General features: G+C 70.6%; 16 protein-coding genes, 1 tRNA gene and 2 pseudogenes. 7 read left to right on the top strand and 12 right to left on the bottom strand.

From position 1 onward, the window contains the following. Nucleotides 1-16 precede the first annotated feature (16 nt). The 3 genes from IMZ11_RS00095 (at nucleotide 17) to IMZ11_RS00085 (ending at nucleotide 2,890) form a co-directional block, all read left to right on the top strand. Nucleotides 17-1,696, top strand: coding sequence for a sulfite oxidase (locus IMZ11_RS00095; protein ID WP_228636665.1), 1,680 nt, complete (start codon nucleotides 17-19; stop codon nucleotides 1,694-1,696). 130 nt (nucleotides 1,697-1,826) lie between these two features. After that, complete coding sequence (locus IMZ11_RS00090) at nucleotides 1,827-2,645, top strand: toxin glutamine deamidase domain-containing protein (RefSeq protein ID WP_228636664.1); 819 nt, start codon at nucleotides 1,827-1,829, stop codon at nucleotides 2,643-2,645. Further along, complete coding sequence (locus IMZ11_RS00085) at nucleotides 2,642-2,890, top strand: hypothetical protein (protein WP_061254830.1); 249 nt, start codon at nucleotides 2,642-2,644, stop codon at nucleotides 2,888-2,890. Before IMZ11_RS00090 ends, IMZ11_RS00085 begins: the two co-directional genes overlap by 4 nt. Before the next feature lie 25 nt (nucleotides 2,891-2,915). Here the strand turns inward: IMZ11_RS00085 and IMZ11_RS00080 are convergent, their stop codons facing one another. The 4 genes from IMZ11_RS00080 to IMZ11_RS00065 form a co-directional block, all read right to left on the bottom strand. Beyond that, complete coding sequence (locus IMZ11_RS00080) at nucleotides 2,916-5,399, bottom strand: FtsX-like permease family protein (protein WP_228636663.1); 2,484 nt, start codon at nucleotides 5,397-5,399, stop codon at nucleotides 2,916-2,918. A 3-nt stretch (nucleotides 5,400-5,402) separates the two neighbouring features. After that, nucleotides 5,403-6,146, bottom strand: coding sequence for an ABC transporter ATP-binding protein (locus IMZ11_RS00075; protein ID WP_228636662.1), 744 nt, complete (start codon nucleotides 6,144-6,146; stop codon nucleotides 5,403-5,405). A 115-nt stretch (nucleotides 6,147-6,261) separates the two neighbouring features. Further along, nucleotides 6,262-6,927 carry a response regulator transcription factor gene (locus tag IMZ11_RS00070; RefSeq protein ID WP_228636661.1) on the bottom strand — a complete coding sequence of 222 codons (666 nt, stop codon included), beginning with the start codon at nucleotides 6,925-6,927 and terminating at the stop codon, nucleotides 6,262-6,264. Nucleotides 6,928-7,063: 136 nt separating this feature from the next. Further along, on the bottom strand, nucleotides 7,064-8,242 hold the full coding sequence (locus IMZ11_RS00065) for a sensor histidine kinase (RefSeq protein WP_228636660.1): 1,179 nt from the start codon (nucleotides 8,240-8,242) through the stop codon (nucleotides 7,064-7,066). Nucleotides 8,243-8,411: 169 nt separating this feature from the next. On the opposite strand from IMZ11_RS00065, the gene IMZ11_RS00060 reads away from it, so the two are divergent. The 4 genes and pseudogenes from IMZ11_RS00060 (at nucleotide 8,412) to IMZ11_RS00045 (ending at nucleotide 12,054) form a co-directional block, all read left to right on the top strand. Next, nucleotides 8,412-9,245, top strand: coding sequence for a hypothetical protein (locus tag IMZ11_RS00060; protein ID WP_228636659.1), 834 nt, complete (start codon nucleotides 8,412-8,414; stop codon nucleotides 9,243-9,245). 224 nt (nucleotides 9,246-9,469) lie between these two features. Continuing rightward, the gene (locus IMZ11_RS00055; RefSeq protein ID WP_228636658.1) at nucleotides 9,470-11,245 is read left to right on the top strand and encodes a hypothetical protein; all 1,776 of its coding nucleotides are present in this window, start codon (nucleotides 9,470-9,472) and stop codon (nucleotides 11,243-11,245) included. 13 nt (nucleotides 11,246-11,258) lie between these two features. Next, nucleotides 11,259-11,387 (top strand): annotated as a pseudogene (locus tag IMZ11_RS46575) (transposase); the annotation flags it as partial. A 283-nt stretch (nucleotides 11,388-11,670) separates the two neighbouring features. Further along, complete coding sequence (locus tag IMZ11_RS00045; RefSeq protein WP_228636657.1) at nucleotides 11,671-12,054, top strand: hypothetical protein; 384 nt, start codon at nucleotides 11,671-11,673, stop codon at nucleotides 12,052-12,054. A gap of 125 nt (nucleotides 12,055-12,179) precedes the next feature. Here the strand turns inward: IMZ11_RS00045 and IMZ11_RS00040 are convergent. From IMZ11_RS00040 to IMZ11_RS00005, 8 genes and pseudogenes are all read right to left on the bottom strand, one after another. Continuing rightward, nucleotides 12,180-12,253 (bottom strand) — tRNA-Leu (locus IMZ11_RS00040). Beyond that, nucleotides 12,244-12,723, bottom strand: coding sequence for an HNH endonuclease signature motif containing protein (locus IMZ11_RS00035; RefSeq protein WP_228636656.1), 480 nt, complete (start codon nucleotides 12,721-12,723; stop codon nucleotides 12,244-12,246). Before IMZ11_RS00035 ends, IMZ11_RS00040 begins: the two co-directional genes overlap by 10 nt. A gap of 235 nt (nucleotides 12,724-12,958) precedes the next feature. After that, nucleotides 12,959-14,053 carry a branched-chain amino acid ABC transporter permease gene (locus tag IMZ11_RS00030; RefSeq protein WP_228636655.1) on the bottom strand — a complete coding sequence of 365 codons (1,095 nt, stop codon included), beginning with the start codon at nucleotides 14,051-14,053 and terminating at the stop codon, nucleotides 12,959-12,961. Then, nucleotides 14,050-14,916 carry a branched-chain amino acid ABC transporter permease gene (locus IMZ11_RS00025; RefSeq protein ID WP_228636654.1) on the bottom strand — a complete coding sequence of 289 codons (867 nt, stop codon included), beginning with the start codon at nucleotides 14,914-14,916 and terminating at the stop codon, nucleotides 14,050-14,052. Before IMZ11_RS00025 ends, IMZ11_RS00030 begins: the two co-directional genes overlap by 4 nt. A 58-nt stretch (nucleotides 14,917-14,974) precedes the next feature. Next, complete coding sequence (locus tag IMZ11_RS00020) at nucleotides 14,975-15,670, bottom strand: ABC transporter ATP-binding protein (protein WP_228636653.1); 696 nt, start codon at nucleotides 15,668-15,670, stop codon at nucleotides 14,975-14,977. After that, the gene (locus IMZ11_RS00015) at nucleotides 15,667-16,443 is read right to left on the bottom strand and encodes an ABC transporter ATP-binding protein (protein ID WP_228636652.1); all 777 of its coding nucleotides are present in this window, start codon (nucleotides 16,441-16,443) and stop codon (nucleotides 15,667-15,669) included. Before IMZ11_RS00015 ends, IMZ11_RS00020 begins: the two co-directional genes overlap by 4 nt. Further along, nucleotides 16,440-17,645, bottom strand: coding sequence for a substrate-binding domain-containing protein (locus tag IMZ11_RS00010; protein ID WP_228636651.1), 1,206 nt, complete (start codon nucleotides 17,643-17,645; stop codon nucleotides 16,440-16,442). The genes IMZ11_RS00015 and IMZ11_RS00010 overlap by 4 nt, the downstream gene beginning before the upstream one ends. Nucleotides 17,646-17,953: 308 nt before the next feature. Then, nucleotides 17,954-18,184, bottom strand: a pseudogene (locus IMZ11_RS00005) (esterase); the annotation flags it as partial.

Genomic DNA, 18,184 nt, shown 5'->3' with positions numbered 1-18,184 from the left:
GCATAGCGTCGGACATGTGAACACGAACGCGAGCGGCGCGCGCGTGCCCGCGTGGGCCGCCGGTCTCGCCGGGGTGACGGCCGGCGCGGTCGCGCTCGGCGTGGCCGAGCTGGTGGCGGGCCTGACCACCGCGGGTGCGTCGCCGGTGGTCGCCGTCGGCGGCGCCATGGTGGACCGGACGCCCGCCGCGGTCAAGGAATGGGCGATCCGGACGTTCGGGGAGAGCGACAAGACGATCCTGGTCATCGGCATCGTCGTCGTGGCGGCCCTGATCGCGGCCGGTCTCGGTCTGGTCGCCCGGTGGCGCGTCGGGTACGGCATGGCGGGCCTGGCCGTGTTCGGCGTGGTGGGGATCATCGCGGCGGTGAGCCGCCCCGACTCCGGGCCGCTCGACTTCCTGCCCTCGATGATCGGTGCCGCGGCGGGCGCCTGGGCACTGGTCCTGCTCTTCCGCCGGGCCGAACCGAGCACCGGGGCCGAACCGCATCCACAGGCAGAACCGAGTACCCGGACCGAACCGAGCACCGGGGCCGAGCCGCATCCACGGGCCGAGCCGCATCCACGGGCCGAGCCGCATCCACGGGCCGAGCCGACCATCAGGCGGGCCGGGGCCGATCTCTACACCTTCGACCGGCGGAAGCTGCTGACCGGCGTCGCGGTCGGCGCGGGCGTCGCGGGGGCCGGTGCGGTGACCGGGCGGCTGCTCGGCCGGCGCGGGGACGTGACGATGGCCAGGAGGGACGTGGCGAGGATGCTGCCGCGCCCCACCGTCGCGGCGAAGCCGCTCCCCGCCGGGGCCGATCTCCACATCGGGGGGCTGTCGCCGTTCGTCACCCCCAACTACGAGTTCTACCGGGTGGACACCGCGCTGGTCGTCCCCGGCGTCGATCCCCGGTCCTGGACGCTGAAGATCCACGGCATGGTCGACCGGCCGGTCGAGCTCACCTTCGCCGACCTGCTCAGACGGCCGCTGGTCGAGGCGGACGTCACGCTGACCTGCGTCTCCAACGACGTCGGCGGGCCGTATGTGGGCAACGCCCGCTGGCTCGGCGCCCGGCTGGCCGACGTGCTCCGCGAGGCCGGGATCCGGCGTGGCGCGGACATGCTGCTCAGCGTCTCGCGGGACGGATGGACCAGCGGCACGCCGGTGGACGTCGTCATGGACGGCAGGGAGGCCCTGCTCGCGGTGGCCATGAACGGCGAGGTGCTGCCCGCCGCCCACGGGTTCCCCGTGCGCCAGGTCGTGCCCGGCCTGTACGGCTATGTCTCCGCCACCAAATGGGTCACCGAGATCAAGGTCACCCGGTTCGACGAGGACACCGCCTACTGGACGACCCGCGGGTGGTCCGCCCGGGCTCCGATCAAGACGGAGTCCAGGATCGACGTCCCGCGTGAGGGGGACAGGGTACCCGCCGGCCGTACGACCGTCGCGGGCGTCGCCTGGGCGCAGCACCGCGGAGTGGACGCGGTGGAGGTCCAGGTGGACGGCGGGGAGTGGCGGCGGGCGAGGCTGGCCGAGGTTCCCGGGCCGGACACCTGGAGGCAGTGGTCGATCGACTGGGATCTCGCCCCGGGCGGTCACACGATCGCGGTCCGGGCGACGGACGCCGCCGGATACACCCAGACCCCGAACATCGCCCCGCCCGCGCCGGACGGCGCCACCGGTTACCACTCCATCAGGGTTCGGGCCGGCTGACCGACCCGGATGTAACAGGGCGAACCGGTGCGACGCGCCCGGGCGACTTCGGGAATGGAGCCTGCCCGCGGCCGTCCCCCTCTAGCATCGGCATCCTGATATGCGCGTGAGTGGAGGGGAGCCGCGGCACGTGTCCCAGGAGATGACCCATCGGCAGTCCCACTGGCAGACTCGCGGCCTGTCCCGGTGGCGGCTGCCGACCGGTGTGTACAACCCCGTCGTCACTCCGGACGGCCGCCGATGGCGGGACTACGAGAAGGCCGCGGAGGTTCCCGCGCCCTCGCTCGACGACCGTCCGCTGCGGATCCGGGTGCCGGTGGCGGCCGCCGGAGGTCCGGACTGGTTCGACCGGCCCGGCCGCCCGCCCCGCCTCGACCTGGCCAGGCCGTACGGCATGCCGGGCGGGCTGGCCGAACCTGACCCGCGCACACAGCGGGACCTGGACCAGGCGGTGCACGGGCGCTTTCCCGACCCGCGCGGAACCTGGATCCGGCTCATCAACGCCGAAGGGCCGTCAGAGGATCCGTTCCGGTCCACCAACGCCGTGGACTGCGCCCTCTCCGTGCTGTCCACCTGGCACGGCGAGCCCGTGGTGGCGGCTCCCCGGCTGCCGGAGTTCGACGAGAGCGGCACGCCCGTCCTGACCGGCGAGACCAAGGGCGTGTCCCGCGCGGAGCGGTGGATCGGCCATCGCTTCGAGTACGTGGGACACGGCCGCCGGGCGTACACCGTCATCGGCGGGCGGCTTCTCAGCGGAGGGCACGGTGCCGCCGCGATCCTCATCACCCGCTGGCCGAGCGGTGGCAGCCACGCGTGGAACGCCGTCAACTGCCACGGCGAGATCCTCTGGATCGACGCCCAGCGCGGGCACATGGCGGTCGAGCCGCCGTACGCCGACGTGACGGGCGTCTTCTGCGTGATCATCGACCATGAGGGACAGCGCCTTTGAAGGTCTCGCCCCAGAGGGCGCGTGAGCTGGCGGAGGGATACTTCGCCGGCCGGTCCGCCAAAGTGGAGATCTTCACGTTCGGTCGCATCTACGTGGCCTGGGTGCGGGGCGGTGAGCCGGACGACCCCAGGGCGCTGCCGGAGACGGTCGGGGGCGGTTGCCTCGTCATCGACAAGGACACCGGCGAGATCGCCGTCCGCCCCCTGCTCGCTCCGCAGGCCGTCGCCGACCAGTTCCCCCGCTGATCGCGCGACGGTTTCCGGCCCGCCGTCAGCTGCTCGCCAGCGAGCCGACGATCGACGCCCTCGCCGCGCGCCGTGCAGGGAGGACGGCCGCGACCACGCCCGCCAGCCCGGAGAGGGCGACGAAGCTGAGGATCTGACCGACCGGCGCCCGGAAGGTGATGTCGTCCATCATGGTCTGCGTCGCCGCCCATCCGAACGAGACGCCGAGCGCCACTCCGACCAGCGCGCCGATCAGACCGAGCACCAACGCCTCGATCGAGAGCATCCGGCGGAGCTGCGGCCGGGTGAGGCCGAGGGCACGCAGCAGCGCCGACTCGCGGGTCCGCTCGTGGACCGAGAGCGACAGCGTGTTGGCGATGCCCAGCAGGGAGATGAGGATCGCCAGCCCGAGCAGGCCGGTGATGATCATCAGGATCTGGTCCAGCGCGTCGTCGAACGCGCCGCGCACCTCTCGTGAGCTCGCCACCAGCACGGTCGGGTACGGCTGCGCCGCCGCCTCCACGATCTGGCGCGACCGGTCCGCGGTCACGCCGTCCTTGGCGTTGACGAGAAGCTGCTTGTCGGCGACCTTCGGGAAGGCGCTGTCGAAGTCCCGCTCCGGGATGGTCACCCCGTACACCGGGGCGGTGTCGTCGGAGAGCAGCGCGACGACCCGGAAGTCCCGGCCGGCCATCTTCACGGTGTCGCCGACCTTGATGTTCTCGTTCTTGGCGAACCCGTCCGAGACTCCGGCGGTGCCCGGCCCGAGGTCCTTCACGGATCCCTTGGTCGCGGTGAGCGTGAAGGCGGGATCGGCGGTGAACGTGCCGACCTCGGCCCGCCTGCCGTTGACCTTGGCCTCGGCCTCCCGGATCGCGACCACGGACGCCAGCTCGGGCCTGGCCCGCAGGTCGCTCGCCAGCGTGCGCGGAATCGTCGAGTCCCGCTGCTGTGTCGCGATCATGTAGTCCACGGGGAACTGCTTGTCGAGCCGCTCCCCGGCGGTCTCGCGCGTCGTCGCGGTGATCACGGAGATCAGCGTCATCAACGTCACACCGATGGTCAGCGCGACCGTGGTCGTCGCCGCGCGCTTCGGATTGCGCCGCGAGTTGGTCACGGCCAGCCTGCCCGGCACCCCGAAGATCTTGGCCGGCACCCAGCCGACGAACGCGCCGAGCGGCCTGATGATCAGCGGGCCGAGGACCAGCACGCCGAGGAAGAAGATCGCTCCACCCGCCATGACCATCACCAGGGCACTCTGGCCGGCCTCCATGGAGACTCCGGCCACCGTGGCGCCCGTACCGGCGAGCAGGAAGAGCGCGCCGAAGACCGCGCGGACCACGCCGGTGCGTACGGTGGACTCCTCCACCTGCGAACGCAGCGCGGCGATCGGCGCCACCCTGGTCGCCGCGCGGGCGGGCAGCAGGGCCGCCGCGACCGTCACGACGATGCCGGTGACCAGGCCCACGAGGATCGTGCGGGTCGTGAGGGACACGCCGACCCCGACGGGAACGGGAGCGTCCAGCGCGCCCAGGACGGCCATCGCCCCCGCGCCCAGCCCGAGCCCGATGAGCAGCCCGAGCACAGAGGAGATCACGCCGACCACGCCGGACTCCAGCACGATCGACCCGAAGATCTGCTTCTTCGTCGCGCCGATGCAGCGCAGCAGCGCCATCTCCCGGGCGCGCTGCGCCACCAGGATGTTGAACGTGTTGTAGATGACGAGCGCCGCCACGAACATCGCGATCATGCCGAACATGAGCAGGCCCATGGTCAGGAACTGGGTGTCCATGTTGTTGGCCGCGGCCAGGTCGTGCGCGAGCTTCTCGCCCGTCTTGACCTCGTACGCGGAGCCGAGCGCCGCGGCGACCGAGGCGCGCAGGTCCGTGGGGGAGACACCGTCCGCCGCGAGGACGTCGATCTCCTTGAAGTCCTTCTCTCCGGTCATCCGCCGTGCGGTGTCCGTCGTGAAGCCGACCGCCCCCGTGTAGGCCAGCTCCTGGTTCACGCCGACGTCGAACAACCCGACGAGGGTGAACTGCTGCTTGGCGCTCGCGGAATCGAGCACCGTGATGGTGTCGCCGACCGTGAAACCGCGGGTCTTCGCCGTGTTCTCGTCGAGTACGGCCTCCGCGGCGCTCTTGGGCGCGGCGCCCTTGGTGATCAGCGTCCGGTTGAGCGCGCCCTCGGGGATGGAGATTCCGGCGGTCGGGAAGTCGCCGGCCACCTTGCCGTTCTTCCCGATGAGGGCGGCGGTGCCGGACACGATGCCCTGGGCGTCGGCCACGCCCTTCACCGCGCGTACCTTCTCGAGCTCGGCGGCGGCGACCTTGTGGTCCTCGCCCTTGGACAGCACGGCTACGGAGATCTTGGCCGCGTCCGCGGTGAACTTCTGCGCGAAGCCGGCGTTGATGGTGTCCGTCAGTACGAAGGTGCCCGCGATGAACCCCACACCCAGCGTGATCGCGAGCGAGGTGAGCAGCAGGCGCAGCTTGTGCGCCAGCAGCCCGGCCAGAGTCGTCTTGAGCACGGCTCAGGCCTCCAGCTTCAGCAGCGTGTCGAGGACGGTCTGCGCGGTCGGGTGGTGCAGTTCGTTCACCAGCAGCCCGTCGCGCAGGAAGATGACCCGGTCGGCGTAGGACGCGGCGACCGGGTCGTGGGTCACCATCACGATCGTCTGACCGAGCTCCCGCACCGACCGGCGCAGGAAGGACAGCACCTCCGCGCCGCTGCGCGAGTCGAGGTTGCCCGTCGGCTCGTCCGCGAAGATCACCTGCGGCTTGCTGATCAGCGCCCGCGCCACCGCGACCCGCTGCTGCTGGCCGCCGGAAAGCTGGGTCGGCCGATGTCCCAGCCGGTCGCCGAGCCCGACCGTGTCGATCACGCGGTCGAAGAGGACCTGGTCCGCCTGCCGTCCGGCGATCTCCAGGGGAAGCCTGATGTTCTGCTCCGCCGTGAGCGTCGGCAGCAGGTTGAACGCCTGGAACACGAATCCGATGCGCTCGCGGCGCAGCAGCGTCAGCTGCTTGTCGGTCAACTTCGTGATCTCGACGTCGCCGATGTGGATCTCGCCGCCGGAGACCGTGTCCAGTCCGGCCAGGCAGTGCATCAACGTCGACTTGCCGGAGCCCGAGGGCCCCATGATCGCGGTGAACGCCCCCGTGGCGAACCCGACCTCGATCCCGCGCAGAGCGTGCACCGCGGCGTCGCCCTGGCCGTACACCTTCGTGAGTCCCCGTGCCGTCACGGCCTGCCGGACGTCCGTAGTCATCGTCATGAGACCAACGCTATGGGCGTGATCTTGCGGTTCTCTCGGCTTGCGGAAGGGACCTGATCTGCGCTCTTCGGCCACCCCGACCGGCCGGTGTGCGACTTCTGGCGTAGTTTCGCTCCTACCTGGGTCCACCATGGGGCACGACCAGCCCGGTCTCGTACGCGTAGACGACGGCCTGGGCCCGGTCACGGAGCCGCAGCTTGGCGAGCACCCGGCCGAGATGGGTCTTCACCGTCGCCTCGGCGAGGTGCAGCCGCGCGGCGATCTCCGTGTTCGACAAGCCCTGCGCCACGTGGAAGAGGACCTCACGCTCCCGGGCGGTCAGCCCGTCCAGGTCGTGCGGCGCGCGGTCCTCCTCCGGAAGGTGTACGGCGAAGCGTTCGAGCAGCCGGCGGGTCGTGCTCGGCGCCACCACCGCGTCTCCCGCGTGGACGGAACGGATGGCGCTCAGCAGGTCGGTGGGAAGGACGTCCTTCAGCATGAAGCCGGAGGCCCCTGCCTTGATCGCGGCGAAGGCGTACTCGTCCAGGTCGAACGTCGTGAGGATGAGGACCCGTGCCTCCGGCGACGCCGCGCAGATCTGGCGGGTGGCCTCGACGCCGTCCATGCGCGGCATGCGCACGTCCATCAGGACCACGTCGGCCTCGACCGTGCGCAGCGCCTCCAGCGCCGCCACGCCGTCCGCCGCCTCGCCGACGACCTCGATGTCCGGCTGGGCGCCGAGCACCATACGGAAGCCCGTCCGCACCAGTTCCTGGTCGTCGACCAGCATCACGCGTATCACAGTGCCTCGTTTCGTTCGGCGACGGCCGGCTCGTGGTCGGTGCGTCCGGCCGGGGTGGTGGTCACAGGTCCGTCATACATGTGGGCCATACGGGTTATAAGGCTCATACGGGCATACGGGCATACGCGCACACGGGTCATGCCGTCTGGCCGACAGGAAGCCGGGCGGTCACCTGGAAGCCCCCTCCGAGATGCGGTGCGGCCCGGACCGTGCCGCCGTACATCGAGACCCGCTCCCGCATGCCGATCAGGCCGTGGCCGTCCTCGGCCCGCACCGCGGAGGCGCCCCGGCCGTCGTCGGTCACGGTGAGCGTCACATCGCTGGAGCCGTACTCCATCAGGACGCGGGCGCGGACACCGGGCCCGCCGTGCTTGAGCGTGTTCGTCAGCGCCTCCTGGATGATCCGGTAGATCACCAGCTGTTCCCCCTCGGGAACGGCCTGCGGGCTCCCCGACACGGTGAACTCCACGGGAAGCCCGGACGCGCGGACCTGCTCGACGAGATCGGTGAGCTGTCGCAGGCCCGGCTGGGGAGCGTACTCCCCGGCCGACGTCCGGTCGTCACGCAGCACCCCGACCAGCCGCCGCATCTCCGCCAGCGCCTGCCGTCCGGTCGACGACACCGCCTGTACGGCACGGCGCGCCTGCTCGGGATCGGTGTCGATGGCGTACCCGGCGCCGTCCGCCTGGACCACCATCACGCTGACGTTGTGCGCGACCACGTCGTGCAGTTCGCGGGCGATGCGGGTGCGCTCGGCGGCGGCCGCGATGCGGGCCTGCTGGTCCCTCTCATGTTCGGCGCGCTCCGCCCGCTCCAGGAGGCTCTCGACGTACCTCTGCCGCATGTTGACGTAGATGCCGGTGACCCAGATCGCCATGACGAAGACGGACGACGTGGGCCAGGCGGTGACGATGTCCCCGCTGTTGCGGACCATGGCGAGGAACAGGCCGAACTCGGTGACCACGGCCGCCGCTATCGCCCATTTCAGGGGACGGCGGGCGGCCACGCCGTACATCGCGACGAGGACCACGATGTTGATCGGCAGTGTGATGGTGTGCGTCGTCCACTGGACGAAGCTCACCAGCGCCACGATCGCGAACACGGCGACGGGGTATTTTCGCCGCCAGACCAGCGGGATCATGAGGGCGGCGGAGAGCAGGAGCACCCCGCCGGCACTGATTTCGCTCGCCCCCCGCTCTGCCGGGAGGCCGGAGGCGAGCACGGAGAACAGGGCGATCGGCGCGAGCGGCACGAGGGCGAGCGTGTCAACGAGGAGGGAGTGGCGTCGCTTCCAGGCGCGCAGTCTGCCGAACACGACATCCACGATAAGTAATGCCCAGGTAGGCGGGGTTCCCCCCTTCGGTGGATCCCTGTCTACGACCGTGGTCGCATGGCGGTTCGCCCCGATTTACACCACTCTTACGGGTCGTCGGGCATTCTTTTCTCGTGAGCCCTTGGGGGGCGAGTAAAGGGAGATCTGTGTGATGGCGGATCGCGACGCCGGGTCGCGCGGCGCAGAGGACGAGCCGCGCGGCCCAGAGGACACGGCACCCGAAGGGCATCAGGAGCCCGAGCCGGTCACGGCCGAGTCCGCCAAGCCCGAGCCGGCCAATGGGGAGGCGGGAACCGGTACGCCCGTCGCGGGTGGAGCCGACGAGGGTCGGCAGCCGCCGACAAGGATCAACCCGATGTTCGGGCCCTCGGCCGCGCCCCCGACGAGGCCGTTCGCGTCGCCCGCCGGAGCGCCCGGCCCGCGCCCAGGGGGCTACGGCCCCGCCACGCCACCCGCTTTCGGCTCCGCCGCACCACCCGCCTTCGGCCCCCCGGCGTCCCATTTCCGGGGCGCACCATTCGCTTCCGGCGGCGCGTCGTCCGCCTTCGGGCCCGTACTGACCGTTTCCGGGGCCGCGTCGGCTTCCGGCGCTTACGCCTACGGTTCCGGCGGTCCCGGCTGGGCCGCCCCGGGCTGGGGGACCGCGCCCGGCGCGGGTGTCCCGGGACCGGGGAGCCTGCGGGCGTCGCGTGCCGACCGGTTCGGCGCGTTCGCGCGCGGACGGGGCGGGCAACTGATCGTCGCCGGTCTGATCGGCGCGATCGTCGGAGGCGGCGCCGTCGCCGCGGGCACCGCGCTCTGGAGCCGCGGGCACCAGTACGGTGCGACCCTGGAGCAGGACTATCGGGACGGTCGCGGGCTGTGGGACCGGTCGTCCGGCCAGGAACGGAGCATGGACGACCTGCGCGGGCAGCTGTCACAGCTGTGCCAGCGCACCGAGACCGGCTTCCGCTGCGAGGTCCCCCGCTCAGGCGGCTCCCAGTAGCTCGATCGTGCCCGGCTCACGCCGTGGGTGAGGATCGGGCGACGGCGCCGCCGGTCGATGATCACGACGTGCCCGAGGCCGTTGACGTGCGGGCCGTACGCCCAGGCCGCAGGGCCGTCCGGCGGGGTGTCGAGGATCCAGATCATGGAGTCTGATCGGCGGGGCGAGACCGCTCGTTCCGCTGTGCCCGCCTGTACGGCGGTGCCGCACTAAGATCGCGTCCCGTGCCTTCGGATAGTTTCTGGCGGATTATCAGGATTGGATTAGTAGGTCTGGTTCTTGCGGCGGCGGTCGCGGGCCTGGTGCTCGGCGACACCTGGCTCTGGGTTGCCGTCGAATGGTCGCCGTCGGCCTATGCGGGGTTCTACGCGCGCGGTGGGTTTGACACCCCGACGGTTGTGGCGCTGCTCGTGGCCGCCCTGGTGAAGGCCGCGCTCCTGTGGCTGATCCTGCGTACCCCCGCGCCGGGACCGTTGGACCGCCGGGAGAAGGCGCTGCGCCGGCTGCTGTATCTGGCGGTGGCGTACACCCTCGTGCTGTGGTACCCGATCGCGCTGCTCCCCGACGCGGTCGATGCGGCATCCCAGCTCGTGCTGTGGACCGCGATCGACGTCCTCTACCTGCTCGTCATCCGCTGGCGGTCCCGCATGCTGCGCGCGGCGGCCGGAGTGATGTTCGCGGTCGAGCTGGTCGGGATGGCCAACGAACTGCTCGACGAACTCGACCTCCCAGAGCTTGGATCGGGCGACATCCTCGAACTGGGCTTGATACTGGGCGGAGTGGCGGCGACCATCATCACGGTCGTCGGGCAGCGGCGCGACGGCCGGTGGAGCCGCGGCACGCAGGCCGCCGGGTGGTTGTGGGTGGGCGTCTACGCGCTGGTGATTCCGCTTGACGTTCTCTCCGGAAGGATCTTCAGCGGCAATCTGGCGATGCTGGTCGCGTTGGACGCGGCGGGGCTCGTCGGCATCGTGTGGATCGCGGCGACCGCCCGTGAACTGCCCGCTGAGGGCGGCCCGGCGGACCTTCCGCCCGCGCGGCGGCGCGTGATCCGCGTCGCGGTGGCGGCCGTGGCCGTACTGCCGATCATCGCACTGACCCACCCGGAGCAGACCCCGCATCTCACCTACACCGGCTGGTCGATGGACTGCTATGACCGGCCCAGCTTCGGCGACCTGGAACCCGCGGAACGCGACGCCGCGTTCCTGTGCCGGGCGCGGAGCACAGACGGCGGAGTCTCGCCCATGTTCCCGGACAACCTGTCGGACCAGGAGATCCTCGCGTATGGGCGGGCGCTGTGCCGTACAAAGGACCGCGACGAGCAGGAGGCGATTCTGACGCGGGCCGGGAGCACGCGGCCCGCCTGGGGCGCGGACCCGTGGGACCTCGTCTACGTCTGCCCGGAGATCGTCGGCGCGACCCGTCCCGAGCTGCTGCGGTCGACCGCGGAGACGGAGGCGGCGAACGCCGCCTACATCGCCGAGAAGAACGCGAAGTGCCGCGACCCGTGGCCCCGGACGAAGGGTGTCGTCCAGGCCACGGCCAACTACTTCCTGTTCGCCGACGGCGATCCCGGCTATCTGGTCCACGACCCCGAAGACGAAGCGGCCGACGAGGTGGCGGAACAGGCGATGGACAAGGCCTACGACGACAGCGCCCTCATCGGGGTGGCCGGCGGCGCGGTGCTCATCGGGCATGTCGAAGACGTCATTGATCTGTGCCTTACAGTGAAGGCCTTCCGCACCCCGCCGCCACAGCGAACGGCCGGGTGGGATCAGGTCAACGAGGTGTCGATCATCAGCCGCAGCGGCCAGCTCACCGTGCCGGAGATGGGCGAGGGCGGAGACGTGGGCGCGGGTGCCCCGATGCCGAACCTGGCGATCGCGGGGAAGGGCCGCTACCGGCTCCGTGTCTACGTGCGGGTCGGCGATGCAGGAGAGGAGCACCTGGTCGTCGTGTTCCCGGGTGCGTCGAGGAAGAGGCTCGAGCTGAAGCCGTGAGCGGTGGCGGGGCGCACACACTGCCTCGGGCCTGCCCGAACTGGAGCGGCCGGCCACGACGGCGCAGACCTGGTGGCCGGAGATCTGCGCGTTCATCCGCACCGGGATCACCAACGCAGGCTCCGAGGGCACCAACCGGGTGATCAAGACGGTCGTTCAGCCGCTTCGACAGGAACGTGGTCCGGAACGGGCTCCGACCGCACGGTCCCGGCGGCGGCACCGGCGCCTTCGCACGCAGCGCGTCGGACATGCCGCGCTTGGTCGTCATGTAGTCGACGAACCGATCCATCCAGGCGCGTATCGCCCGGTCCGGCGGCAGGGTGCCCAGCCGGTCCGCGGCCGCGTCGCAGAGCCGTTCGAGCTCGTTGCGGTACGTCGCCTCGACGAGCGCCTCGCGGGTGGGGAAGTGGCGGTAGAGCGCGCCGATGCCGACGCCCGCGTCCTTGGCGATCGCGGTCGAGGCGTCGAGGCGCTGGGCGGACGACGGCATCACCGTGAACGCGCTGATGCCGGGCGGGATCCGGACCAGGTTGCAGCGCTACATCACAGAAGAGGATCTCGACCGGATGCGCGTCCTGAGCGGCGGACCGACGGCCGTCACATGGAAGACGCCGGAGCAGGGCGCCGCCACGTCCGTGCTGGTCGCGACGTCTCCGCTGCTCGACGGCGTCGGTGGCAGGTACTTCGAGGACTGCGACGAGGCGGCGCCGCATCAGCCGGGCACCCGCCGTGGCGTCGCGGCGTACGCGCTCGATCCCGAGGCCGCCACGCTGCTCTGGCAGATCTCCATCGACACGCCGGCCGCGTGACCGCGCCGAGCCACGAGCGCCTTTTTCGGGCTCTTCGAGCGTGACGGGGGCCCTTTTCCGGCGGTCTCACCGAAATCACGAAAGCCGCCCCTCGTTCGGGAGAGGCGGCTTTCGTGTGAGAATTGTGGGGTCGGCGGGATTCGAACCCGCACTGAAATGGACCTAAACCATTTGCCTCCTGCCGTTGGGCTACGACCCCTTGTTCTTGCCGGCGTAGGTATCCGTTTGGGAATGGCAATTCGGACAAAGAAAGCGCAGGTTCTCTTTCCTGTTGTCCAGCCAATCTCCATTTATGTGATCGACGTGCAATGTGATCGGGCGTCCTTGCCAGGCTGCCTCGATCTTACAGCCATCGCAGCGGTAGGGCACACCGACAGCGAGAAGGGCGCGCTTGAGTTGTACCCGCTTAGGCCGAGGTGATCCAGCGGGAAGAACGACCAGGATCTGGTCGGGGTGGAGCCTCCGTGGCGACGGTTGCCCTCGGTGGCGGGCTTGGCCGAGAAAGTGTGAGGTGTCGATGTCGAAGTGCTTCAGGCGGCGGCTGATGTGGGCATGGGATCCGCCGGTCCACTTGATGTTGAGGTGGCGCAGCACGTCGGCGATGCTGAGGGAGTTCGCGGCCGCTTCGGCGAGGAGTTCGGGGGTGTATTCGTATTTCGGAGTCGCCATGACCTGAGCTTATTTACCGGCACTGACAATTTTGGAAGTGTGTCAAATGGGGCACATGCTGAAATGTCGGCCACTGTTGGAATCGCATGTGGGGAACGCGACGGCGAGGCCGGAAAGGCCCTCCGAGCCGGGGTGGTCATCCGAATTTCTCGGAACACCCGTGCGTGGATGATCCCGGAGTGAGAGGCCGTCGTTCTCTTCCGTACGGGAGACCCGGAAAAGAACGACGGCTCCGTCACTTCGCGGATCCGCGCAGGCGGGTGGCGAGGCTGGCCAGACCGCCGGGAAGGAAGTACACCATCACGATGAACAGCACACCGAGCACGAACAGTGGCTCGGACAACGGCGCGCGCAGCACCTCGGGCAGGCCCGCGACGGCGTCCGAGGTGCCGAGCGCGGCGAGCCGGTGGTCGAGGTAGGTGTACAGCACGCCGCCGAGCATGGCGCCCCACCGGCTTCCCGTACCGCCGAGCACCACCATGACCAGGAAGGCGAGGGTGAAGTTCGACGTGGTGATCTGCGGGCTGGAGCCGCCGACCAGGAAGAGGTGGACGACCCCGCCGAGCGTCGCCAGGAAGGACGCCACGACGAAGGACAGCAGGCGGAAACGGTACGACGGGAGGCCGAGCACCGACACCCTGCGCTCGTTCTCGCGGATCGCCTGCCAGACACGGCCGGGTTCCGACTCCACCACCCACGCGATCACGGCGAGCACGACGACCACGTAGCCCAGGGCGAGCCAGTACAGGTTCGCGGTGTTGGCCACGCCGGAGAGGAAACCGGGGATCGCGCCCGGCGCGAGCGGCAGGCCCTCCTCGCCGCCGGTGAGCCTGCCCGGGTCGCTCATCACCAGGATGGAGCCGACCTGCGCGGTGGCCAGCGTCACCATGGCGAAGGCGATGCCGTTCACCCGCAGCGCCACGGCGCCGAGCAGCGTGGGCACAACCAGGCCCACGAGTACGGCGAGCAGCAGCGCGGCGGGCAGCGCGAGGTCGAGCTTCGTCACGGCGATGTTGACGGTGTAGCTGCCCAGCGCCACGTAGAGCGCGTGCCCGAAGGACAGCAGCCCCGTACGGCCGAAGAGCAGGTCGTAGGTGGCCGCGAGCCCGGCGAAGACCAGGCAGATCGCGAGCAGCTGCAACGACCCCGGGCTGTTGACGGGACCGGGCAGCAGCGCGGGCAGGTTCACCGTCGAGAACGGCAGCACGGCCAGTACGGCGACGGCCGCGAGCGGCACGCCCCGGCGCAGCCACCGCGTGCGGGGCGAGGCCGGACGCGGCCGGATGTCGTCCACGGTCACGGTTCCCGGGACATCGGCTGTCGTGGTCACGCGGACCTCCCTGCCAGACCGCCCGGCCGGGCCAGCAGGACCACGGCGAGCAGGAGCACGACCGAGGCCTCCCCGACACCGGCGGCGGCGTAGAAGCTGGTGAACTGCTGGACGAGGCCGACCAGGACGGCGGCGACCGCCGAGCCGGTGACCGAGCCCATGCCGCCGATGACGACGACGATGAAGGCGAAGATGAGCAAGGAGGTGCCCTGCCCGGGGGACACGTTGCCGAAGTAGACCCCGGCCAGCGCTCCGGCCAGCGCCGCCGCCGCGCCGCCGATGGCGAACACCAGGGTGAAGGCGGTGCGCACGTTGATACCGAGCGCGGTGACCATGGTCCGGTCCTCGACGCCGGCCCGGACGATCAGGCCGAACCGGGTCCGGCGCAGGAACACCTGGATCGCGACCAGCACCACCACGGCCGCGCCGATCAGCAGGAACCGGTCGTTGGGGACGATCGCGCCGAGCACGCGGGTGGTCCCGGTGGCCCATTCCGGCCGGGGGAACGTCAGCGGGTCGGCTCCGAACCCGGCCTGCAGCAGCGCCACCCCGGCGAGGCTGAGACCGACGGTGACCAGCACCTGCTCGATCGTCCTGCGGTAGAGCGGCCGGATCAGCAGCATCTCGACGAGTACGGCGGTCGCCGTACCGGCCGCCACGCCGAACACGACGGCGGGGACGAAGCCGAGACCCAGATGGGCCGACGACCACCAGGTGCCGTACGCGCCGACGGCGAGGAACAGGCCGTGGGCGAAGTTCAGCACGTCGGCCAGGCCGAAGATGAGCGACAGCCCGGACGCGATGAGGAAGTAGAGCGCGCCCAGGCCGAGGCCGGTGAGCGCGAGGAGCACGACGTTGCTCACGCCACCCCCAGGAGTTCGCGGGGGGAGTCGCGCCTGTCGGCTCGCGTGCTTCGGTTGGTCATGCCACCCCCAGGAGTTCGCGGGTGAGGTCGGGGTCGGAGAGCAGGGAATCCGCCTCCCCGGTGTGCACCACGGTCCCCTGCTCGATGACGACGACGTGGTCGGCGATCCGGCGCACCAGCGCGAGGTTCTGCTCCACGAGCAGGATGGGCACCTCGCGCGCGGCGCGCTCCAGCACGTCGGCGACCTCTGTGACGATCTTCGGCGCGAGGCCCTTGGTGGGTTCGTCCACCAGGAGCATCCGGTTGTCGTTGAGCAGCGTGCGGCCGATCGCGACCATCTGCTGCTGGCCTCCGGACAAGGTGCCCGCGCGCTGCGCGCCCCGCTGCCTCAACTCGGGGAACATCTCGTAGACCAGGTCGTACCGGTGGGGGCCGCGCCCGCGCTCGGCGAGCCGGAGGTTCTCGGTCACGGTCAGCCCGGCGAAGACGTTGCGGTCCTCGGGCGCGTAGCCGAGGCCGCGCCGGACGATCGCGTGGGTCGGCAGGCCGCCGATCTCCTCGCCGTCCAGCCGTACGGTGCCGGTCTTGGGCACGATGCCGAGCACGGCCTTCAGTGTGGTGGTCTTGCCCGCGCCGTTACGTCCGAGCACGGCGGTGACCCCCTGGGGCGCGACGGCGAAGCCGATGCCCTGGAGGATGTGCGAACTGCCGATCCGCACGTGGAGGTCGGCGATCTCCAGCAGCGGCGTCACAGCGCCTCCCCGAGATAGGCCTCCTGCACGACGGGGTTGGCCATGACCTCGTCCGGCACGTCCAGGGCCAGCAGGCTGCCGTGGTGCATGACGGCGACCCGGTCGGCGAGGCCGAGCAGGACGTCCATGTGGTGCTCCACCATCAGGACCGTGCGCCCCTGCTCGCGGTGTACGGCCCGGATGACCTCGGTGAGCGCGGGCACGTCCGCCACGCCGACCCCGGCCATGGGCTCGTCCAGCAGGATGATGCGAGGGTCGGTGGCCAGCAGGATGGCGATCTCCAGCTTGCGCTTGTCGCCGTGGGACAACGAACCGGCGATCTCGGCGGCCCGGTGCGCGAGCCCCACGCGTTCGAGTGCCTCCGCGGTGGCGTGCCACGCCGCCTGGTCGGACTCGGCCCGGCGCCAGATCCGCAGGCAGGCGCCGCGGTGGGCCGCGGCGGCCAGCCGTACGTTCTCCGCGACGGTGAGCGCGGGGAAGACGCTGGAGGACTGGAAGGTACGGCCGAGCCCGCGCCGGGCCCGCCGGTGCGGCGCCACGCGGGTGATGTCGAGCGTGTCCAGCTCGATCGTCCCCGCGGTCGGCCGGGTCAGCCCGGAGATCAGGTTGAACAGCGAGGTCTTGCCCGCTCCGTTGGGGCCGATGACGGCGACGAACTCGCCCTCTGCCACGTCGAAGCCGACGTCGGAGACGATCTGGGCGCCGCCGACCGCCCAGCTCAGCCCGCGTACACGCAGGACCGGCCGGGCGGGGGCGGCCACGGTACTCGTCACTTCGTCGCGACCGCGGGCGCGACGGCGTCGGCCTCGAGCTTCTTGACCAGTTCGGCCGTGGGCGTCGCGCCGCCGGTCAGCTTGGCCTGGAACATCGGCTGGAGGAGGGCGTGGTCCTCGGCCCGGACGGTCATCTTGCCCTTGACGCCGTCGAAGCTCCAGCCGGAGAGGCTCTGGACCATCGCGTCCGGGTCGCCGCCCTTCTCGGCGGCGTGCACGATCATCTGGGCGGCGGTGAAGCCGTCACCGGTGAACAGGTCGACGGTGCCGCCCGCCTTGGTGACGCGTTCGGTCATGGCCTTCTCCTGCTCGGTTCCCGCCGCGCCGGCGAAGTAGTGGGACAGGAAGTTGACCTTGTCCGCGACCGGGCCGTACGCGGGCCAGGTGGCGGTGATGTCCAGGCCGGTCACGACCGTGGTCGCCTCGAAGACGCCCTGCTGGCCGAGCGCGGTCCACATGGCCTGCGCGGTCGTGCCCGCCCAGGCGACGAACAGCAGGTCGCCCTTGGCCTCCTTGGCCTGGGTGGCGAACGGGGTGAAGTCGGTGGCGCTGGCGGGGACGAGCAGCGGCTCGACCTTCGCGCCCTTGGCGCCGAGCACGGCCTGCACACCCGCCACGTTGGCCTGGCCGAACGCGCTGTCCTGCGCGAAGACGAGGACCTTCTTGCCCTGCACGTCGCCGATGAAGGCGGCGGCGGTGTTGATGTCCTGGGACGTCTGGCGGCCGGACCTGAAGGTGTACGTGCCGGCGCCGGTCACCGCGTCGGTGGCGGCCGGGCCGGAGATGAACAGCACCTTGTTCTGCTCGGCGATGGGCGCGACCTGCGTGGCGACGCCGGACGAGGTGGAACCGGCGAGGATCTTGTAACCCTTGCCGATCAGGTCCTTCGCCGCCGACACCGCCTTGGCGGGATCGCCGGCGTCGTCGACCTCCGTCACCTCCACGGCGCGGTCGCCGATCTTCTTGCTGCCGTTCGTGGCGTAGTCGAGCCCTGCCTGGAAGCCCTCCATGTACTGCTTGCCGTACGAGGCCAGCGGGCCGGACTTGGAGTAGACGAGACCGACCTTGATCGGCTCCGTCGAGCCGGTGCCGCCGCTCCCCGATTCGGCGGTACCGGGGCTGCCGCACGCCGCGGCCAGGAGCAGGGCCGTCGCGGCGGTCAGAACCGCGGGCAACCGGACCTGGTGACGCTTTCGACCCATGGTCAACTCTTTTCTGCTGGCATCGAGGAGATAGGGGGTAGTGCAGGCGAATGACCTGACCGGATTGGCGCAAAGGCTAGGCAAAGTCCTGTGGGCGTTCCATGTGCCGTGTCCCCACAACGGGTGGGAACGTGGTGTTAGGTCTCGCCATCTCGTGGTCGCGTTCCGCGCCGTGAAACCGCTCCGTGGCGGCCCGTACGTGCGGGTCCGCCCGCCGGTACGGGAATCGGCGTGACGGCGTGCCCGGCCCATACCCGACCCTGCGGCCATGTGTCGGTTCACCACGTGGCGGTCCGGGGGAGGAGAGATCAGCAGGCGCCGTCGGCGAGCACCCAGTGGTTCGGCCCGGTCTGCCGGAGCGTGTGGGTGACGAAGAGGTTCCACAGGCCCATGGCGTCGTTGGAGCCGTTGGCGAAGGTGTATCCGCCGGACTGGTGGGCCCGGCCGGCGGTGGTGTGCGCGTAGTTGCTGGCGGTCACGCAGACGGAGCCTGGTGTCGGTGTCGGGCTGGCCGAGGGTGTGGGGGTCGGCGTCTGGGT

Source organism: Microtetraspora sp. AC03309 (genome assembly GCF_020826795.1).
GTDB classification, from domain to species: Bacteria; Actinomycetota; Actinomycetes; order Streptosporangiales; family Streptosporangiaceae; genus Microtetraspora; species Microtetraspora glauca.
The sequence above is the reverse complement of the archived record's forward strand: the minus strand, read 5'-3'. Positions and strand labels throughout refer to the sequence as shown.